Below are 19,005 nucleotides of genomic sequence, written 5' to 3'. Positions count from 1 at the left end.
CGCAGCCATCCGTTCCTCGCAGGGCCGCGCCATCGCGGCCATCAGGGGTGCGCCACCACGATACCGGACAGTTCCAGCTCGTCCTCGAGGCGTTCGCCCAGCTTCACAGCCTCCTCGCGTTGCGCCAGCGGTCCCACCTTCACCCGGTAGATCGGGCGACCATCGGCCGTGGAGTCATCAATGAAGGCGGGCCAGCCGGCGTCGCGCAGACGGGACACTTGCTCGCGCGCGTTGTCCTCGCCGCGAAAACTCCCGACCTGCACCGCCCAGCCGGCCTGCACCGGCTGGTCCGGTTCCATCGAACGCATCGGGGCCGGCGCCTGCGGCGCTTGCGCATCCCCGGACTCGGCGCCGTTGGACGCGGCCCCGCCGTTTTCCAGGCTGTGAAGCTCCGCCACCGGCGCGTCCCGCTCCGCGGCCGGCGCATCCGGTGCGATGTCCCGGCGCGGCGCCGGGCGCTCGGATGGCAGGGCGATATCGGGTTCCGCAAAACTGGGTGTCGCCGGCACCGGGTCGTCGATGCCGCTCATGTATTCGTAACCCGCCCCGTCGAACAGCCAGGGCAGGAAGATGACCGCGAGCACGATCAGGATGACCGCGCCTACCAGGCGAAAGCGAATGGGGTTGTCGCTGGTCATGCGGTCATCCGGCGGCGGCTGGGTTGGACACGGTTGCGGGCACGCTCCTGTGCCCGTGACAGTACGCTCGCTCGCGACGTGGCCGCAAGCCATCCCGGGAACCCCCTGTGCCGCTCACGCCCCATGCGCCACCTCGCCGGACCGCGGGCCCGCCACGGCCTGCCCGGACAAGGCCGCGCGGGCCAGCTCCGGGGCCTGTTCCAGGACGGCCGCCACGGTGTAGAACGAGCCAAACACCAGCACCCGCCCGGCGGGCCCCGCACGGCGCTTCGCTTCCTCGAGGGCCCCGGCCACATCCTTCACGCGCACCACCGACGGTTGCCCCGCAGCTTCCAGCTCGGCGGCCAGGGCCCCGGCCGGCAAAGCCCTTGGCAGCTCCAGCGGGACCGGCACCCAGGCGTCGATCCGTCCGTCCAGACGGGACCACATCGCCGCGCGTTCCTTGTCGGCCATCACGGCGACCAGCGCCACCACGGGACCGTCCACCGGGTGCGTCGCCAGCCAGCGCGCCAGCTCCCCCACCGCGTGCACGTTGTGGGCCACGTCCAGCAGCCATTGCGGCGCGCCCTGCACCACCTGCAGGCGCCCGGGCGCGGAAATCCCGAGGGCCTCGCTGACCGTCGCGTCGGTGAGGCCCTCGCCAAAGCCCAGGGATTCAACCACCGCCAGGGCGGTCGCCGTGTTCAGCAGCGCCGCCCCGTCGATTTCCGCGGCGGCGCCCCGTACGTGCCATACGCGCGACCGACCCTGCCAGGACCAGTGCAATGCCGCCCCCTCCCGGGTCAGCACGAAATCCGGGCCGCTACGCAGGGCCTGGGCACCCAGTTGCCGGGCGTGGTCCAGCACGCTCGCGGGCGGTTCCCGTTCGCCCAGCACCACCGGGCGCCCGGCCCGCATCACCCCGGCCTTCTCGCGACCGATCGCCTCGCGGCTGTCACCCAGCCAGGTCTGATGGTCCAGGTCCACCGCGGTAATCGCGGCGACGTCGGCGTCCCAAATGTTGACGGCATCCAGGCGTCCGCCCAGCCCCACCTCCAGCACCTGGACCGCAACACCCTGCTCGCGGAACAGCCAGGCCGCGGCAAGGGCGCCGAACTCGAAATAGGTCAGGGAATCGTCCGCGCGCGCCTGGTCGATCGCGTCGAAGGCCCGACACAGGTCGGCATCGGACACGGGTTCGCCATCGATGCGGATGCGTTCGTTGTAGCGCAGCAGATGCGGCGAGGTGAACAGACCGACCTTCAGGCCCTGGGCCTGCAGCAACGCGGCAGTTCGTGTCGCCACCGTCCCCTTGCCGTTGGTGCCGGCCACGATCACCGTCCGCGGGACACCCGCGTCGCGCAATCCGAGGCGATCGGCGACCAGCGCGATGCGCTCCAGGGTCAGGTCCATGCCCACGGGGTGCAGCTGCTCCTGGAAGGAGAGCCACTCCGCCAGGGTGGTGAAACGCACTGGCGGCCTCAGGAGGACTGCGACGGAGAAACGCGCTCGACGTCCACCCCGTCCTCGGGGCTGATCACCTCGACCGTGCCCTCGCCCTCGGCGGTCTCCGCGTCCGGCCCGGTGCCCGGCGCCGGCGCGTGGGTCAGCATGCCCAGTACCGCGGCCAGACGGCTGCGCATGTCGCGACGGTCGACAATCATGTCGACCGCGCCGTGTTCCAGCAGGAACTCCGAACGCTGGAAGCCCTCCGGCAGGGTCTCGCGCACGGTCTGCTGGATCACGCGGGGTCCGGCAAAGCCGATCAGGGCATTCGGCTCGGCCACGTTGAGATCGCCGAGCATGGCCAGGCTCGCGGACACCCCGCCCATGGTCGGGTCGGTCATCACCGAGATAAACGGGATGCGCTCTTCCTGCATGCGCGCCAGGACCGCGCTGGTCTTGGCCATCTGCAACAGCGAGAACAGGGCCTCCTGCATGCGCGCGCCGCCGGAGGCACTGAAGCACACCAGGGGGATGCCCTGTTCGAGCGAGCGGTTGGCGCCGCGCACGAAGCGCTCGCCCACCGCGGAACCCATGGAACCGCCCATAAAGCGGAAATCGAAGGCGGAGGCCACCAGCGGGCGCCCCAGCAGCTGGCCCTGCATCACCACCAGGGCGTCGCGTTCGCCGGTGGCCTTCTGGGCGGCTGTCAGGCGGTCCTTGTACTTCTTGGAGTCGCGGAATTTCAGGACGTCGGAGGACTCGATATCCGCCGCGATCTCCTCGCGGCCCTCGGCGTCCAGGAAGGTCTCCAGGCGCCGGCGCGCGCTCATGCGGCGGTGGTGACTGCATTTCGGACAGACGTCGAGATTGCGCTCCACCTCGGGGCGGTACAGTGTCGCGTCACAGCCCTCGCAGCGGACCCACAAGCCCTCGGGCACGCCCCGCTTGGTGGCGTTGTCGGTGCGGATGCGCGAAGGCATCAACTTCTCGAACCAGCTCATGCCGTCTCCCCGTAATCCGAATCGGCGCCGCGCATTCTACACCGTGGCCGCCGCGCCCGGGGACCGCGCTGCGTCCATGGCCCGACGCATCTCGCCCACCACCGCCGCGGCGGCGCGGGCATAACCGGCGCCGTCACCGTCATGTTCCTCGGCCAGGCGCACAATGGCACTGCCCACCACCACCGCGTCGGCCACCCGCGCCACCTGCGCCGCGGTTTCCGCATCGCGGATGCCAAAACCCACCCCCAGCGGCAGGCCGGTGTGGCGTCGCAGGCGCTCCAGGCGCTCGGCCAGGGCCGACACATCCAGGCTCTGCGAACCGGTCACGCCCTTGAGCGAGACGTAGTAGACGAAGCCGCGCGCCGCCCGGGCCACATGGTCAATCCGTGCCTCCGAGGTGGTCGGCGCGATCAGGAAGATCGGATCGATGGCGGACTGCTCCAGCAAGTCCACCACGTCCTCGCTTTCCTCCGGCGGAAGATCCACCGTCAGCAGACCATCCAGCCCGGCCGCCTTCGCCGTTTCGGCGAAGGTGTCGTACCCCATGCGTTCCACCGGGTTCAGATAGCCCATCAGGACCACCGGGGTGGTGGTGTCCCGCTTGCGGAACTCGGCCACCATCGCCAGCACGTCGCGCAGGCCGGTCCCGAAGCGCAGGGCCCGCTCGCAGGCCTTCTGGATCACCGGACCATCGGCCATCGGGTCGGAGAACGGGACACCCAGCTCGATCAGGTCGGCCCCGGCCTCCACCAGTGCGTGCATCAGGGGCACGGTAGCGCCCGGTTCCGGATCGCCCGCGGTCACGTACGGGATCAATGCCGCCCGGTTCTGTTCGCGCAATTCGGCGAAGCGCTGTTCGATCCGACTCATAGCGTAATCCCCTCGCGTTCGGCCACGGTGTTCAGGTCCTTGTCGCCACGCCCGGACAGATTGATGATGATGCTCTGATCCGGCCGCATCCGCGGGGCCAGATCCAGCACGTGGGCGATCGCGTGGCTGGTCTCCAGTGCCGGGATGATGCCCTCGGTGCGCGTCAGGCGGTGGAACCCGGCCAGGGCCTGGTCATCCGTGACCGAGACGTAGTTCACCCGGCCGATATCCTTGAGCCACGCATGCTCCGGCCCCACGCCCGGGTAGTCGAGCCCGGCCGAGACCGAGTGCGTGCCGATGATCTGGCCGTTCTCGTCTTCCATCAGGTAAGTGCGGTTGCCGTGCAGTACGCCCGGCTGACCGGCACAAAGCGGCGCGGAGTGCCGGCCCGTCTCGACACCGTCACCGCCAGCCTCGACACCGATCATCTCGACCGATTCGTCCGCCAGGAACGGATGGAACAGTCCGATCGCGTTGGACCCACCCCCGACACAGGCCACCAGGGTATCCGGCAGCCTGCCGGTCATCGCCAGGTGCTGCTCGCGCGCCTCGCGACCAATCACCGCCTGGAAGTCCCGCACCATCGCCGGATATGGATGCGGTCCGGCGACCGTGCCGATGATGTAAAAGGTATCGTCGACATTCGTCACCCAGTCGCGCATCGCCTCGTTGAGGGCATCCTTCAGCGTACGCGTCCCGGATTTCACCCCCACCACCTCGGCACCCAGCAGGCGCATGCGGTAGACGTTCTGCGATTGCCGGCGGGTGTCTTCCTCGCCCATGTAGATCACGCATTCCAGGCCCAGACGCGCGGCCACGGTCGCCGTGGCCACCCCGTGCTGGCCGGCGCCGGTCTCGGCAATGATGCGGGTCTTGCCCAGCTTCTTCGCCAGCAGCGCCTGGCCGATGGTGTTGTTCACCTTGTGCGCACCGGTGTGGTTCAGATCCTCGCGCTTGAGGTAGATCTGCGCGCCTCCCAGCTCCTGCGACAGGCGCTCGGCGTGATACAGCGGGTTCGGTCGTCCCACGAACTGCTTCAAGTCGTGGTCCAGCTCCGCCATGAACTCGGGATCCCCGATGTACTGCTCGTACACCTGCTGCAACTCGTCCAGCGCCCCCATCAGGGTCTCGGACACGAAACGCCCGCCATACGGCCCGAAGTGCCCGCGGGCATCCGGAAATGCCGCCCAGTCAATCTTGTCCATCAATCTCCACCTCGCATTGGCGCACGGCCTGCACGAAGGCCCGCATGCGCCGTGCATCCTTGATCCCCGGTGCGGATTCCACCCCGGAACTCACATCGACCCCGTACGGGCGCAGGTGTTCCAGCGCCACGCGCACCGAGTCGGCATCCAGCCCGCCGGCCAGCAACCAGGGCCGGTCCAGGGCATCGGGCACGCGCTGCCAGTCGAAGCGATGCCCCGACCCGCCACTGCGCCCTCCGCCATGGCTGTCCAGCAGGAAACCCTGGGCATCCGCGTGCGCATCCATCACCGGACGTGGGTCCTGCCCTTCGCCCATCGCGATGGCCTTCAGATAGGGCCGCCCGAAGCGCGCGCAGGACGGTGCGGTCTCGTGCCCGTGAAACTGAAGGCAGTCCAGCCCCACCGTCTGCAGCACCTGCTCGACCCGGGAGGGTTCCGGGTCCACGAACAACCCCACCGTGGTCACGAACGGCGGCAGGGCCGCCACGATGGCCGCGGCCCGGGCCGGCTCCACCGCCCGGCGGCTCGGGGCGTGAAACACCAGCCCGATCGCATCCGCCCCGGCCTGCGCCGCGGCACGCGCCTGTTCCGGGGTGGTGACTCCGCAGATCTTGACCCTGTACCGCATGCCCGCCGACTCGAAGAAACGAGCCGCAAGCCTACCAGAACCCGGCCCCTGATCCGGCTTTCCCGCAATCACCCCGCTCCATTCCCCGGAATACCTTCCAGCACCGGCCCGCTCGCGATCGGCAACTCGAACTCCGCCGAGTACTCGACCTGGACGAAATAGAGCCCACCGGCCGGGGCCGTAATACCCGACGCGCGCCGATCCCGCGCCGCCAGCACCTCCATCGGCCAGCCCACTTCGGCCCGACCCTCCCCAACCGCCAGCAGAACGCCGGCGATATTCCGCACCATGTGGTGCAGAAAGGCATTCGCGTGGATATCCAGGATGACGTAGGCGCCGCGCCGGGTCACCGACAGCGAATGCACCCGCCGCACGGGGGACTTGGCCTGGCACGCCGCCGCCCGCAGGCTGCTGAAATCGTGCTCCCCCACGAAGGCCTGACCGGCCTGATGCATGCGCTGGGCATCCAGCGGCCGTCGCCACCACGATACCCGCCCGGCCTCGAGCGCCGGCCGGACCTCGCGATTCGCGATCACATAGCGGTAGCGCCTCCCGAATGCCCCGAACCGGGCATGGAAGGTATCGGGCACCGGCTGCGCCCAGGTCAGCGCGATCGCGTCCGGCAGGCGACTGTTGCTCCCCAGGACCCAGGCGTGTGGTTCGCGTTGCGCCGGGGTGTCAAAGTGCACCACCTGCGCGGTGGCATGCACCCCCGCATCGGTACGCCCCGCACAACTCAGGTCCACCGGGTGATTCGCCACGAAGCCCAGCGCCGCCTCCAGGTGTCCCTGCACGCTTGGACCGTCCTTTTGTCGTTGCCAGCCCAGCAGCCCGCGGCCATCGTATTCCACACCCAGCGCCCAGCGCTGGCGCGTGGCCGGCTCCAACCCCAATCCGGACGACACCGACATCTGACCCCTACTCAATCCCTGTTCCCAGTGCCACGCACCAGACCGCCACCACGCCCGCCCACAGCCAGACCAGCGCACCCTTGGGGATTCGCCCGCCCAAAGGGATCCCGGATTCCGCCGGGATATCTGCCGCGACATCGCCACTCCCCGCGAGTGCCTGATCCAGGCGCAGGACTAGCCATTCCCGGACCTGTGCCAAGCGTGCTCGACGCACTCCGCGCAGGCCCGCCCGGCGTTGCTCCAGCGCCGACCGCTCACCCTCGAAAATGGCCAGTGCCAGAAACAGGCGTCGCGCGAAGCGCTCGCCCCAGCGCCCCAGCACCTGGCGAGGGCCGCTCAGAATACCGCCAAGGGCGCGCACCAGGGCCGGCCGCGGGAAGCGTCCGGTCAGCCAGACCACCAGGACTACTACCAGCATCAGTGCGACGATCCGCCATCCGGCCTCCTGCAGCCCCGTGACCCAGTCTCCGGACCCCGTGGGCCACAACCCGTAGAACACCAACAGCGAGAGATAAAACCATTTCAGGCGCAGTACCAGCCGGCCCACACGCCCCCAGTCCAGACCGGTCAAGGCCAGCCCACCGGCCACCACACCGGCGACGGCCACCGCCAGCGGCCCGGCCGGCACCAGCGCCGCGGAGACTCCCAGCACTCCCAGCAGCGCCGCCCCCGCGGATGCGGCCTCGCCCGCGGTGGGGGCTGAACTGATCGGTTGCTCCGGGCTCGTCACCACTCAGCGTCTATCTCCAACCTCGAAACCAAAAGGCCCCGCCCGGGAGATCCTCTCCGGGCGGGGCCGTACGTCGCAGCCATGATCGGTCCTCGGTGCCGGCCTCACGCGCCCGGCACGCCCAGGCTCCAGCAATCAGCTTCCCTGAATCTGATCCCGGATCGCCTCGGCCTCCCGCTTCTGTTCGTCGGTACCGGAGGCCAGAACCTCGTCGATGAGCTCCTGCGCGCCCTCCGCGTCGCCCATGTCCGCGTAGGCCTGGGCCAGACTCAGCCGCGTGACGTTCTCGTCATCGCCAGCCCCATCCGGACCTTCCCCGGCATCGGCCGATTCCGGCGCTGCGAACGCCTCGCCCGAAGCCGGAAGCTCCTCGTCCACATCCAGCCCGGTCTCCTGCCCTTCGCCACTGTCACCGCCACTGGCGGGCGCATCGAGATCCGGAAGCTCGTTCTCGTCGAGGTCGAAGGACAGGTTATTCAGATCATCGTCCGTCTGCCCTTCTTCCGCACCCGCCTCGGCCGCACTGGCCAGGTCCTGTTCCAGGTTCTCGTCGATATCGAACGACAGCCCCTGATCTTCTCCCGCGCCCGGCTCTTGCGCATCCGCTCGCGGCTCGGCCTCGTCGGTTTCCGGCAACTCCAGACCGGAGAAATCGATCTCGTTGCTGTCCGCATCGTCCCCGGCAGTCCCCGGCTCCATTGAAGCCGGCTCGTCAAGGGAGTCGGCGCTGGCGACGCCGGCCGCCCCGGACGCGCCGCCCAACTTCGACTCCAGCTCCGAGAGGCGATCGCGCAGGGCATCGTCGTCCGGACCCAGGCGATCGCGCAGGGCGGTCGCCGCCTCGCGTGCGCCCGCCTCGTCCTCGAGCGCCACATGGGCCTCGACCAGCTTGAGCCGGTACTGCTTGTTGTCCGGGTTCTCCTTCAGGGCGGCGTTCAGCGTCTCGACCGCCTGGTCGTTCATGCCATAGGCCAGGCAGACATCCACCTCGGCCAGCACGTCGTCCATGCCCGCCGCACCCTCGCCGGTGCTGGAGACGACCACTTCACCGACCCCTTCCTCGGGCTCGGCCGGGGGATGCGCGGATTCCTCCTGCGTGGTCTCTTCCACATCGTCCGAGCGCGAAGCGGCCGTCCCCACGATCGTTCCGGCCGCAGCCGCGGTCGCGGCCCCGGACGCCCCGGCACCCGCGCCACGATCGCTGCCCTCGACTTCACGCGCCTCGTACCCCGCGGTGGCCATGGTCGACGCCTGCACCTTGCTGTTGTCGGCCCGCGGCTTCAGACCGGTACCGCGATCATCCGCCATGACCTCGCGACGACCGCCACGGGCGAAGGCGAGCAGCACCAGCAGCAGCAGAATCACCAGCGCGATCGCCATCATCAGCAACAGCGGATCGTTCATGATGCGCTCGTGCAGCGGCGCATTGCGCTCCGCATCCGCCCGATCCAGACGGGTGCGCAGCTGTTCGCGTTCGGCACGCAGCTGGCTCAGCTGCTCCTCGAGTTCGGCCATGTTCTCGCTGGAAATATCGGCCAGGCGACCGCGCTCGCCGAGTTCGTCGCGCAGTTCGGAGAGCTCTTGGCGCATCCCTTCCATCTCGGCGCGCTGGGACAGCAGGGCCTCCTGCAACAGCTCCTCGGAACCGCCCTGCGCGGCGCCCGCCTCGGCGTCTTCCGGCAGCAGGTCGGCCACGATCTCCAGCCGGTCTTCCGCCGCCGCTTCCTCGCTCACGGACTCCTCGACTGCAGCGGCATCGTCCTCGCTCACGGCCGGGTCGGCGTCCGCGACCGCCGCCTCGTCATCCTCGACCGCCGTGGCAGGTTCTTCCGCTGCTACTGCTTCTTCGTCCACCGCCTCGGCTTCGTCCTCGACTGCGGCGACATCGTCCTCGGCCGGAGCGGGTTCGGGCTCTTCGCGAGCCGCGCGAGTGGATTCCTGCCAGGAGCGGGTCTGGTCGGCTACCTCGGCACGCGCCTCGGCGGTGCTGCGGGCATCCAGCTGCTCGCGGGTTGGCGTGCGCAGTTCGGCATCCGCGCGCAGGGAATTGATGTTGTTGCCGATGAAGGCCTGCGGGTTGGCGTCCAGGAACGCGAGCATGGCTTGCTCGTCGCTGTACCCCGAGATCCCGCTGCGGCGCACAACCGCGTAAAGCGTGTCGCCACTGCGCACCCGGATGGTTTCGCCCTCGCGGGGCGTGCGCGGTGCCGTATCCGGCGCCTGACTCACGGACGGAGACGCGGCGCCCGAGGGCATGGTGCCCGGGGGATCCAGCAGCAGCGAGACCTCGCGCATTGAACGACCACCGTCCCAGCGGGCTTCCAGCAGGATGCCGACATAGGGCTCGCGCACCGGCCGCCGGGTGGTCAGGACGACCCGGTCCCCTTCGACCTCGATGTTCAGGTCGCCCGGAACACCGCCACGATTCAGGCCGGCCCGGCGGTATGCATCCTCGGATGCCTGGCGAATGCGCAGGGAATCCGCGACCGCCGCCGCGCCCCGCAAGGGAATCTCCGCCCGCAAGGGTTGATTCAGGAAGGATTGAAGGTCGACTTCACCGAAGCCCACGGAGTTCGAGGACGCCGGGGCCACCAGCAGCAAGAACAAAAACCCAACCAATAACTTGCGCACGAATTCCCCCTGAAAGTGCCGCGTGGCCGCAATGCCCCGGCCGGCACGGCCGACGACCCCCTGGCCACGGATGTGCCGGGGAAGCTCCCCGGCGTTTTCCCGGATTAAATCACAGGTAATCCCGGATCAAAACCTCCGCGATCTGGATCGTGTTCAGCGCGGCACCCTTGCGCACGTTGTCGGACACCACCCACAGGTCCAGTCCACGGGGATGCGAAATGTCCTCGCGGATGCGGCCCACGAACACCGCATCCTTGCCGGAGCCCTCGGTGACGGCGGTCGGATAGCCGCCATCCTCGTGCTTGTCCAGGACGGTGATCCCCGGCGCGGCGGACAGGATCTCGCGCGCCTTCTCGGCGCTGATCTTCTCGCGGGTCTCGATGTGCAGCGCCTCGGAGTGCCCGTAAAACACCGGAATGCGCACCGCGGTCGGGTTCACCAGGATGGATTCGTCGCCCATGATCTTGCGGGTCTCCCACACCATCTTCATCTCTTCCTTGGTGTAGCCATTGTCCTGGAAGACGTCGATGTGCGGCAGTGCGTTGAAGGCAATCTGCTTGGGATACACGTTGCACTCCACCGGACGGCCATTCAGCAACGCCGCCGTCTGGTGCGCGAGCTCCTCGATCGCCTCCTTGCCGGTACCGGACACGGCCTGATAGGTCGCCACGTTGATACGTTCGATACCCACCGCGTCGTGCAGCGGCTTCAGCGCCACCAGCATCTGGATGGTCGAGCAGTTCGGGTTCGCGATGATCCCGTGTTTCGTGTAATCGCCGACCGCGTCCGGGTTCACCTCCGGTATCACCAGCGGGATCTCCGGGTCGTAGCGGAACTGCGAGGTGTTATCGATCACCACGCAGCCCGCGGCCGCGGCCTTCGGTGCGTACTCCGCCGAAACCGAGGCGCCCGGCGAGAACAGCCCGATCTGCACCGTGGAGAAGTCGAAGGTCGCCAGGTCCTCGACCTCCAGTTCGCGATTCCCGAAGGCGACCGTCTTGCCCACCGAGCGGGCGCTGGCCAGCGCATGCACTCGCCCCAGCGGCAGATCACGCTCGGCCAGGATGGCCAGCAGGGTCTCGCCGACGGCGCCCGTTGCACCGACCACGGCCACGTCAAACTTGCGGTCACTCATCGTTAATTCCCGGTTTAATTTTAATCTTCAAGCTATTGATATTAGTTCCAGACCGTAGGATGCGACGAGCGCAGCGAATCGCATCAATCTCTTCCCCGGCGGACGCAATGATGCGTTTCACTGCGTTCAACACATCCTACGGTCCTGTTGATTTGTCGTTCCACCCGTAGGATGCGCTGAGCACAGCGAGACGCATCATCTGCTACAAGACCTAGCTTTCCAGCGCAGCGACCAGGGCATCACCCATGCCCTGCGTGCCCACCAGCGTCATGCCGTCACCGAAGATATCCGGCGTGCGCAGGCCCTGATCCAGCACCCGGCCCACGGCGGCCTCGACGCGTTCGGCCAGGTCGTTGCGGTTCAGGCTGTGCCGCAACAGCATCGCGACCGACAGCACCGTCGCCATCGGGTTGGCCTTGCCCTGTCCGGCAATGTCGGGCGCCGAGCCGTGGATCGGCTCGTACAGGCCCACGCCCTCGCTGTTCAGCGACGCGGACGGTAGCATGCCGATGGAGCCGGTCAGCATCGCGGCGGCATCCGACAGGATGTCGCCGAACATGTTGCCGGTCACCATCACGTCGAACTGCTTGGGATCACGCACCAGCTGCATCGCGGCGTTGTCCACATACATGTGCGAAAGCTCGACCTCGGGGAATTCCTTTCCGACGCGCTCGACCACCTCGCGCCACAGCTCGGAGACCTCCAGCACATTCGCCTTGTCCACGGAACACACGCGCTTGTTCCGGCGCATTGCAGCCTCGAAACCCGCGCGGGCGATGCGTTCGATCTCGGATTCGCTGTAAACCAGCGTATTGAACCCGACCCGCTCGCCATGGCGCTCCTCGATGCCGCGTGGCTGGCCAAAGTAGATCCCCCCGGTCAGCTCGCGCACGATCAGGATGTCGAGCCCGCTGACCACCTCGGGCTTGAGCGTGGAGGCCGAGGCCAGCTGCGGATACAGGATCGCCGGGCGCAGGTTCGCGAACAGGCCGAGATCCGAGCGGATGCCCAGCAGCCCACGCTCGGGGCGCAGGTCGCGCTCCAGCGACTCGTATTGCGGGCCGCCCACCGCGCCCAGCAGGATCGCGTCTGCACGACGCGCCGCCTCGCGGGTGGCCTCCGGATAGGGGTGCCCGGCCGCGTCATGCGCCGCGCCCCCGATCAGGCCCTGCTCGACCTCCAGATCCAGACCGCCGATCTCGCCCACGCGCTCCAGCACCTTCAGCGCCTCGGCCACGATCTCGGGCCCAATCCCGTCCCCGGGCAACACCAGAATTCGGCTCACAAACCTCTCCTGACTACATGATTACTCTGTAATTTATCCGCCGCCCCTGTAGGAGCCGAGCCCTCTCGGCGATCGGGCCTGACCAGCGCCCCATCGGCCAGAGAGCTGGCCTCCTACACAGGGGGTACGATTCAGCCCTGCGCGCGCTCCGCCATCCACGGCCATTCGCGGCGCTGGCGCTCCTCGAAGGCGCGGATATCGTCCGCGAACTGCAGCGTCAGGGCGATATCGTCCAGCCCGTTCAGCAGCCGATGGCGGCGGTCCTCGTCCAGCGTAAAGTCGAATACCGTACCGTCCGGCGCGGTCACGGTCATCTCTTCCAGATTCACCTCGACCTGTGCACCCGGATTCGCCTCCACCTGTTCGAACAGGTTCTGCACCTCGTCCTCGGCCAGCACGACCGGCAGCAGACCATTCTTGCAGCTGTTGGAGAAGAAGATGTCCGCGAACGACGGCGCAATCACCGCACGAAAGCCGAAGTCCGTCAGTGCCCACACCGCGTGCTCCCGCGAGGAGCCGCAGCCGAAATTCTTGCGCGCCAGCAGGATGGTCGCCTGGTCAAACGGCGCCTGATTCAGCACAAAGTCCGGATTCGGCCGGCGCTTCGAGCCGTCCATGCCCGGCTCGCCCGGGTCCAGGTAGCGCCAGTCGTCGAAGGCATTGGGGCCGAAGCCCGTGCGCTTGACCGACTTCAGGTACTGCTTGGGGATGATCGCGTCGGTATCCACGTTGGAGCGGTCCAGCGGCGCGACGATCCCCTTGTGTACGGTAAAGGCCTGCATCGCTTACGCCTCCTTCAACGCGGACGGTTCAATGAAGTGCCCGGCCACCGCGGCCGCGGCGGCCAGCGACGGGCTGACCAGATGCGTGCGCCCACCCTGCCCCTGACGCCCCTCGAAGTTGCGGTTCGAGGTCGAGGCGCAGCGCTCGCCCGGCTCCAGGCGGTCGGCGTTCATCGCCAGGCACATCGAACAGCCCGGCTCGCGCCACTCGAAGCCGGCATCCAGGAAGATGCGGTCCAGCCCCTCCTGCTCCGCCTGCTGCTTCACCAGCCCGGAGCCCGGCACCACCATCGCCAGCTTGATGTTGTCGGCCTTCTTGCGGCCCTTCACCACCTCGGCAGCGGCACGCAGGTCCTCGATCCGCGAATTGGTGCAGGAACCGATGAACACCTTGTCCGGACGGATCTCCGTCATCGGGGTATTCGCCTTCAGGTCCATGTACTCCAGGGCCCGCTGCATGCCCTCGGCGCGCACCGGATCGGACTCGGCCGCCGGGTCCGGCACCCGCCCGTCGATCGGCGCGACCATCTCCGGCGAGGTGCCCCAGCTAACCTGCGGGGCGATCTCGGCGGCGTCCATCTCCACCACCGCGTCGAACTCGGCATCCGGGTCGGAGACCAGCGTGCGCCAGTACTCGGCCGCGCGCTCGAACATCTCGCCGGTCGGCGCCTGCGGCTTGCCGCGCACGTATTCGATGGTCTTCTCGTCCACCGCGACCATGCCCGCACGGGCCCCGGCCTCGATCGACATGTTGCAGATACTCATGCGGCCCTCGATCGACAGGCTGCGGATCGCGGAGCCGGCAAACTCGATCGCGTAGCCGGTACCCCCGGCGGTGCCGATGCGGCCGATGATGGCCAGCACCACGTCCTTGGCGGTGACGCCCGGGCGCAGCTCGCCTTCCACACGGATCTGCATGGCCTTGGTCTTCTTTTGCCACAGGCACTGGGTGGCCAGGACATGCTCCACCTCTGAGGTGCCGATGCCGAAGGCCAGCGCGCCCAGCGCGCCATGCGTGGAGGTATGCGAGTCGCCGCAGACCACGGTCATCCCCGGCAGGGTCGCGCCCTGCTCCGGGCCGATCACGTGCACGATGCCCTGGCGCACATCCGCCATCGGGAAGAACTTCAGCCCGAGGCTCGTGACGTTGCTCTCCAGCGTCTCCACCTGGATGCGCGAGACCGGGTCGGCAATCCCCTTGTCGCGGTCGGCAGTGGGCACATTGTGGTCCGGCACCGCCAGCACGGAATCCCCGCGCCACGGCTTGCGCCCGGCCAGCCGCAGCCCCTCGAAGGCCTGCGGGCTGGTCACCTCGTGCACCAGGTGGCGGTCGATGTAGAGCAGCGTCGAGCCATCCGGCTCCTCGCGCACCCCATGCGCCTCCCACAACTTGTCATACAGGGTCTTGCCAGCCATTACCTACTCCCGCGGCCATGCCGCGTTCTGTCGTTCTTGCGTCCCACCGCCGGCGATCTACCGGCGCGATACAGGCTCGCCCTTGCACGGCGTCGCCACTGGCACCGTCATTGCGAGGCCCCGCAGGGGCCGTGGCAACCTCCGTCCGGAACCACCGGATCCCGGTACTGGCGCTCTGCTAGCTTCAGGAGGTTACTCGCTGCGCTCGCCCTTCGGGCCGGCCTGCGGCCGTTCAACGCGCTTCGCGCTTTTGTGCCGCGTCGCCTTCGGCTCCTCGCAATGACGGTGCCAGTGGCGACGCCGTGCCATGACGGTGACTTCTCCAGCGCCTCGCAATGACGTCATTTCAGGACGACCGTTTAACGGAGTCTGCGGTCACCCCGGTATTCTTTCAAATCCGATTTCTTATCCGTATCATTCCAGACGGTTATATAGGTGCCGGGTCATGCCGAGCCCGACCATCGAACGGACCATTATCTCACGCAGGGACTGGAGAGACACGGATGCGCCCAGAACAACTGAGTGTCGAATCCCTGCAAGCCTTCGTCGCGGTCGTCGACACCGGCGCCTTCTCCGCCGCGGCCGAACGGCTGCACCTGACCCAACCCGCGATCAGCAAGCGCATCCAGTCCCTGGAGGCCACGCTGGAGCGCCCGCTGTTCGAGCGCCAGGGCCGCCGCGTACGCCCCACCGAGGTCGCGGAGCGCCTGCTGCCCGAGGCCCGCGAAATCCTCGCCCGCCTGCGTGCCATCGAGCAGCAGGTCGCCGACCTCGACCAGGTGGTGCGCGGCCGCATCCGCCTGGCCACCTCGCACCACATCGCCCTGCACCGCCTGCCCACGCCTCTGTCCGCCCTGCGCGAGCGCTACCCGGAGCTGGAGCTGGAACTGGCATTCATGGATTCCGAGGCCGGCATCGAGGCCGTCATGCACGGCGATGCCGATCTGGCCCTGGCGACCCTGCCCGAGGATCTGCCGAAGGGCGCCGAGGCGCACACTGTCTGGACCGACGACCTCGTCCCCATGGTCGCCCGCAACCGTGCTGCTGATACCCCGCTGGATACCCTGCGGCGCCTGCACGACTGGCCGGCCATCCTGCCGCCCGCGGATTCCACCACCCGGCGCCAGATCGACCAGGCCCTGGCCGCACAGGGCCTGCACCCCACGGCCGCCCAGGAAAGTCCCTACCTGGAAGTCATCCGCATGATGATCGCGGCCGGCCTCGGCATCGGCTTCCTCCCCCGCACCATGGCCACCGACGACCTCGCCGTACTCGACTGGCCCGGCGCGCCCGTCGCCCGCCAGCTCGGCTGGGTCCGCCATGCCGAGCGCTACCGCTCCCGCACCCTGGAGGCTGTCATCGAGGCGTTACTGCGGCCGCAGTAACCGGATGGCCGCCTCCTTCCAGGCCGGCAGCCGCGCGGTCAGGCGCGGGCGGCCTCGCGCGGAAGGAGGGACGAGATCATCCAGGTGGCGAAGATGAAGAAGGTGGAAGCGATCAGGGCACCTTCCAGGCCCCAGACCATGAAGATGGCGCCGGAGGCGACGGTGCCGACCAGGCGGCCGCCGGCGTTGGCCATGTAGTAGAAGCCGACCTTCATCGCGACGCGGTCCGCCTCGGCGTAGTCGAGGATCAGGAAGGAGTGGACGGCCGAGTTGATTGCGAACACCACGCCGAACACGCCCAGCCCGACCATCAATACCCAGGCCGGGTCCAGGCCCACCTCCAGCCCGATCACGATGGCAATTGGCAGCAGCATCAGGATGAAGGCCCACAGGCGCGCGGTGAGCCCGGTCGGATGCACCCCGCCCTTGCCCAGCAGGCGCGGCACGGACGCCTGCACGACGCCGTAGCCGATCACCCACAGCGCGAGGAACGCGCCCACCTGCATGTGGTTCCAGTCGAGCGTGGCGCTGAGGAACACCGGCAGCGCGACCACGAACCACACATCGCGCGCGCCGAACAGGAAGAAGCGTGCGGCCGAGAGCACGTTGATCGCGGCGGAGTTGGAGAACATCTGGGTGAACTTCGGCTTGCCGCCGACACGCCCCAGCCCGCGCGGCAACCCGACCACCGAGAACAGCATGACCAGCGCCAGCATCCCGGCCAGGATGACCAGCGCCATCTGGAAGCCCACGCTGTAGAGCAACGCCCCGCCGACAAAGAAGCCGACCCCCTTCAGCGCATTCTTGGAGCCGGTGAGCACCGCCACCCAGCGAAACAGCCGCCCCTCTCCGTCGCCGGCGATCAGCTTCACGCCGGACTTCGCGCTCATCTTGTTCAGATCCTTGGCGATCCCGGACAGCGCCTGGGCGAACATCACGTAGGCCACGCCCAGCCAGGCCTCGGGCACCGTGAGCATCAGCAGGGCCGCCACCTGCAGCAGCGTCCCGCCAATCATGGTGGTGTTCACCCCCAGCCGCGCGGCCAGCCAGCCGCCAGTCAGGTTGGTGATGACCCCGAACAGCTCGTAGAACAGGAACAGAAAGGCGATCTCCAGCGGGCTGTAGCCAAGCTGGTGGAAGAACAGCACGACCAGCATGCGGATCGCGCCGTCGGTGACGGTGAACGCCCAGTAGTTCGCGGTGATCCGCGCGTAGGCACCCAGCCCCAGGGCGGGCGGCCCGCCCGGGTTTGGCTCGTCGGCCGCTCCGCTCACGACGGCCTCAAACCCCCAGCTTGGCGACGCGGGCGACCAGCTCGACCAGCCGGTTCGCGTAGCCCCATTCGTTGTCGTACCAGGCCAGCACCTTCACCTGCGTGCCATCGACCACCATGGTCGACTGGGCATCCACGATGGACGAGCGCGGGTCGGTGCGGAAATCGCTGGAGACCAGCGGGCGCTCCTCGTAGCCGAGGATGCCGTTCAGATCGCCGTTCGCGGCCTCGCGCAGCAGGCCGTTGACCTCCTCCGCCGTCGTCTCGCGCGCGGCCTCGAAGGTGAAATCGGTCAGCGACGCGTTCATCAACGGCACGCGCACCGCATGGCCGTTCAGGCGGCCGTTCAACTCGGGGAAGATGTCGCCGATCGCCTTCGCCGAGCCGGTGGTGGTCGGGATCAAGTTCAACCCGGCCGCACGAGCCCGGCGCAGGTTGTCGCGCGGCAGGTCCACCGGCGACTGTGTGGCGGTCATGTCGTGGACGGTCAGGATGGTCCCGTGGCGGATCGACAGCGCCGGGTGCAGCACCTTCACCAGCGGCGCCAGGCAATTGGTGGTGCAGGAGGCAGCCGTCACGACGTGGTGCTTCGCGGGATCGTAAGCGGCGTCGTTCACGCCCATCACCACGTTCAGCGCGCGCTCATCCTTCACCGGCGCCGCGACCACCACGCGCTTCGCGCCCCGGGTGAAATGCGGCTCCAGCGTGTCCATGGTGCGGAAGGCGCCAGTGGCGTCGATCACGATGTCCACGTCCGACTCGCCCCACGGCACCTGCGCCGGCTCGGCCAGGCTCGTGTGGCGCAGCTCGCGCCCGTCGACCCGGATCCGGTCCGCTTGGGCCTCGGGCTCGCGACCCCAACGCCCGTGAACGGAATCAAACTCCAGCAGGTGTCCGGTGACGGTCCCGTCGGCCGCGACCTCGTTCAGATGCACGATCTCGATGTCGTCCCGGTCCCATGCCGCGCGCAACGCCAAGCGACCAATCCGCCCCATCCCGTTGATCCCTACGCGCACCGCCATGGAGCCCCTCCCAGGAAAAATCGCGTCAGCATACCCCGCCCAAATGACAACCGCATGACGCCCAACCGCTGAAGACCCGGCTCGTCAGTTGAGCCAGACGATCCCCGCGTTGAGGTAGATGGCGAAGGCGACCCACAACAGGTACGGCACCAGCAGCGCGCCGGCGATACGGTCAATGCGCCAGAAAGCGATCAGTGTGGCCAGGATCAGCGGCCACAGGATCAGGATCTCGACGAGCGCCAGATCCGGGCGTTGCATGCCGAAGAACAGCACCGACCAGCCGAGATTTAGCGCGAGCTGGGCCAGGAACAACCCCAACGCAATCGGGGCGCCGGTCAGGCCGACGCGCCGCCAGACATGCCAGGCGGCGAGACCCATCAGGCCGAACAGCACACTCCAGACCGGGCCGAATACCGCATCCGGCGGATTCAGTGGTGGACGCGCCAGTGTCGGATACCAGTCGCCCACCGAGAGACTGGTTGCCCAGCCACCCAGCCCGGCCACGGCAAACACCAGCACCATCCAGCCCAGGAGCCCGAGCATGTCCGTGGCAAAGGAGCGCCGCCGCGGGCGCGGGGGACGGGCCGAATCGGATGTCGTCACGGAATTCTCCTTGTACTCGGGGGTCCTAGTCCGGGCTTCATCGAATCGGCGCCGGATTCCGAACG

General features: G+C 68.2%; 17 protein-coding genes. 1 reads left to right on the top strand and 16 read right to left on the bottom strand.

The genetic code is table 11. The features are described 5' to 3' along the window. Positions 1 to 41: 41 nt before the first annotated feature. The 13 genes from F817_RS0113015 to leuC all read right to left on the bottom strand — a co-directional run bounded on the left by F817_RS0113015 (position 42) and on the right by leuC (position 14,657). Positions 42 to 638, bottom strand: coding sequence for an SPOR domain-containing protein (locus F817_RS0113015; protein WP_024328056.1), 597 nt, complete (start codon positions 636 to 638; stop codon positions 42 to 44). 114 nt (positions 639 to 752) lie between these two features. Then, entirely contained in the window at positions 753 to 2,090 is a 1,338-nt protein-coding gene (gene folC / locus F817_RS0113010) for a bifunctional tetrahydrofolate synthase/dihydrofolate synthase (protein ID WP_024328055.1), read from the bottom strand. A gap of 8 nt (positions 2,091 to 2,098) precedes the next feature. Beyond that, positions 2,099 to 3,064, bottom strand: a complete 966-nt coding sequence (accD, locus tag F817_RS0113005; protein ID WP_024328054.1) for an acetyl-CoA carboxylase, carboxyltransferase subunit beta — start codon at positions 3,062 to 3,064, stop codon at positions 2,099 to 2,101. 36 nt (positions 3,065 to 3,100) lie between these two features. Beyond that, entirely contained in the window at positions 3,101 to 3,934 is an 834-nt protein-coding gene (trpA, locus tag F817_RS0113000) for a tryptophan synthase subunit alpha (RefSeq protein WP_024328053.1), read from the bottom strand. Further along, positions 3,931 to 5,139 carry a tryptophan synthase subunit beta gene (trpB, locus tag F817_RS0112995; RefSeq protein WP_024328052.1) on the bottom strand — a complete coding sequence of 403 codons (1,209 nt, stop codon included), beginning with the start codon at positions 5,137 to 5,139 and terminating at the stop codon, positions 3,931 to 3,933. The genes trpA and trpB overlap by 4 nt, the downstream gene beginning before the upstream one ends. Beyond that, a complete protein-coding gene (locus tag F817_RS0112990) occupies positions 5,126 to 5,767 on the bottom strand; it encodes a phosphoribosylanthranilate isomerase (RefSeq protein ID WP_024328051.1) in 642 nt (213 codons plus the stop codon). The genes trpB and F817_RS0112990 overlap by 14 nt, the downstream gene beginning before the upstream one ends. A gap of 68 nt (positions 5,768 to 5,835) precedes the next feature. Next, positions 5,836 to 6,678 (bottom strand): tRNA pseudouridine(38-40) synthase TruA, encoded by an 843-nt coding sequence (gene truA, locus F817_RS0112985; protein WP_024328050.1) that lies wholly within the window; start codon positions 6,676 to 6,678, stop codon positions 5,836 to 5,838. Between the two features lie 7 nt (positions 6,679 to 6,685). Then, the gene (locus F817_RS0112980; protein ID WP_024328049.1) at positions 6,686 to 7,387 is read right to left on the bottom strand and encodes a hypothetical protein; all 702 of its coding nucleotides are present in this window, start codon (positions 7,385 to 7,387) and stop codon (positions 6,686 to 6,688) included. A gap of 156 nt (positions 7,388 to 7,543) precedes the next feature. Continuing rightward, complete coding sequence (locus tag F817_RS0112975) at positions 7,544 to 10,039, bottom strand: FimV/HubP family polar landmark protein (protein ID WP_024328048.1); 2,496 nt, start codon at positions 10,037 to 10,039, stop codon at positions 7,544 to 7,546. Between the two features lie 109 nt (positions 10,040 to 10,148). Beyond that, positions 10,149 to 11,174: an aspartate-semialdehyde dehydrogenase gene (locus tag F817_RS0112970; protein ID WP_024328047.1), complete on the bottom strand. Its 1,026-nt coding sequence runs from the start codon at positions 11,172 to 11,174 to the stop codon at positions 10,149 to 10,151. 211 nt (positions 11,175 to 11,385) lie between these two features. Next, positions 11,386 to 12,459, bottom strand: a complete 1,074-nt coding sequence (leuB, locus tag F817_RS0112965) for a 3-isopropylmalate dehydrogenase (RefSeq protein WP_196801221.1) — start codon at positions 12,457 to 12,459, stop codon at positions 11,386 to 11,388. A gap of 131 nt (positions 12,460 to 12,590) precedes the next feature. After that, a complete protein-coding gene (leuD, locus tag F817_RS0112960; protein ID WP_024328045.1) occupies positions 12,591 to 13,241 on the bottom strand; it encodes a 3-isopropylmalate dehydratase small subunit in 651 nt (216 codons plus the stop codon). A gap of 3 nt (positions 13,242 to 13,244) precedes the next feature. Beyond that, positions 13,245 to 14,657: a 3-isopropylmalate dehydratase large subunit gene (gene leuC / locus F817_RS0112955; protein ID WP_024328044.1), complete on the bottom strand. Its 1,413-nt coding sequence runs from the start codon at positions 14,655 to 14,657 to the stop codon at positions 13,245 to 13,247. A gap of 503 nt (positions 14,658 to 15,160) precedes the next feature. Between leuC and F817_RS0112950 the strand changes: the two genes are divergently transcribed. Beyond that, positions 15,161 to 16,042, top strand: coding sequence for a LysR family transcriptional regulator (locus F817_RS0112950; RefSeq protein WP_024328043.1), 882 nt, complete (start codon positions 15,161 to 15,163; stop codon positions 16,040 to 16,042). 38 nt (positions 16,043 to 16,080) lie between these two features. Here the strand turns inward: F817_RS0112950 and arsJ are convergent, their stop codons facing one another. From arsJ to F817_RS0112935, 3 genes are all read right to left on the bottom strand, one after another. Beyond that, complete coding sequence (arsJ, locus tag F817_RS0112945) at positions 16,081 to 17,316, bottom strand: organoarsenical effux MFS transporter ArsJ (protein ID WP_024328042.1); 1,236 nt, start codon at positions 17,314 to 17,316, stop codon at positions 16,081 to 16,083. Between the two features lie 7 nt (positions 17,317 to 17,323). Continuing rightward, positions 17,324 to 18,337 carry an ArsJ-associated glyceraldehyde-3-phosphate dehydrogenase gene (locus tag F817_RS0112940; RefSeq protein ID WP_024328041.1) on the bottom strand — a complete coding sequence of 338 codons (1,014 nt, stop codon included), beginning with the start codon at positions 18,335 to 18,337 and terminating at the stop codon, positions 17,324 to 17,326. Positions 18,338 to 18,421: 84 nt separating this feature from the next. Next, entirely contained in the window at positions 18,422 to 18,880 is a 459-nt protein-coding gene (locus F817_RS0112935; protein WP_029681140.1) for a TspO/MBR family protein, read from the bottom strand. Positions 18,881 to 19,005 lie beyond the last annotated feature (125 nt).

The sequence above is a fragment of the Thioalkalivibrio sp. AKL19 genome (genome assembly GCF_000420165.1).
GTDB lineage: Bacteria > Pseudomonadota > Gammaproteobacteria > Ectothiorhodospirales > Ectothiorhodospiraceae > Thioalkalivibrio.
Note: the sequence above shows the minus strand (reverse complement) of the source record. Positions and strands in the feature narration are given on the sequence as shown.

Excerpts from the sequence above, each read along its gene's own strand:
- F817_RS0113015 (WP_024328056.1), bottom strand. The coding sequence starts at position 638 with ATGACCAGCGACAACCCCATTCGCTTTCGCCTGGTAGGCGCGGTCATC.
- leuD (WP_024328045.1), bottom strand. The coding sequence starts at position 13,241 with ATGCAGGCCTTTACCGTACACAAGGGGATCGTCGCGCCGCTGGACCGC.
- F817_RS0112940 (WP_024328041.1), bottom strand. The coding sequence starts at position 18,337 with ATGGCGGTGCGCGTAGGGATCAACGGGATGGGGCGGATTGGTCGCTTG.
- F817_RS0112990 (WP_024328051.1), bottom strand. The coding sequence starts at position 5,767 with ATGCGGTACAGGGTCAAGATCTGCGGAGTCACCACCCCGGAACAGGCG.
- trpA (WP_024328053.1), bottom strand. The coding sequence starts at position 3,934 with ATGAGTCGGATCGAACAGCGCTTCGCCGAATTGCGCGAACAGAACCGG.
- leuC (WP_024328044.1), bottom strand. The coding sequence starts at position 14,657 with ATGGCTGGCAAGACCCTGTATGACAAGTTGTGGGAGGCGCATGGGGTG.
- truA (WP_024328050.1), bottom strand. The coding sequence starts at position 6,678 with ATGTCGGTGTCGTCCGGATTGGGGTTGGAGCCGGCCACGCGCCAGCGC.
- accD (WP_024328054.1), bottom strand. The coding sequence starts at position 3,064 with ATGAGCTGGTTCGAGAAGTTGATGCCTTCGCGCATCCGCACCGACAAC.
- trpB (WP_024328052.1), bottom strand. The coding sequence starts at position 5,139 with ATGGACAAGATTGACTGGGCGGCATTTCCGGATGCCCGCGGGCACTTC.
- F817_RS0112950 (WP_024328043.1), top strand. The coding sequence starts at position 15,161 with ATGCGCCCAGAACAACTGAGTGTCGAATCCCTGCAAGCCTTCGTCGCG.
- F817_RS0112970 (WP_024328047.1), bottom strand. The coding sequence starts at position 11,174 with ATGAGTGACCGCAAGTTTGACGTGGCCGTGGTCGGTGCAACGGGCGCC.
- F817_RS0112935 (WP_029681140.1), bottom strand. The coding sequence starts at position 18,880 with ATGCTCGGGCTCCTGGGCTGGATGGTGCTGGTGTTTGCCGTGGCCGGG.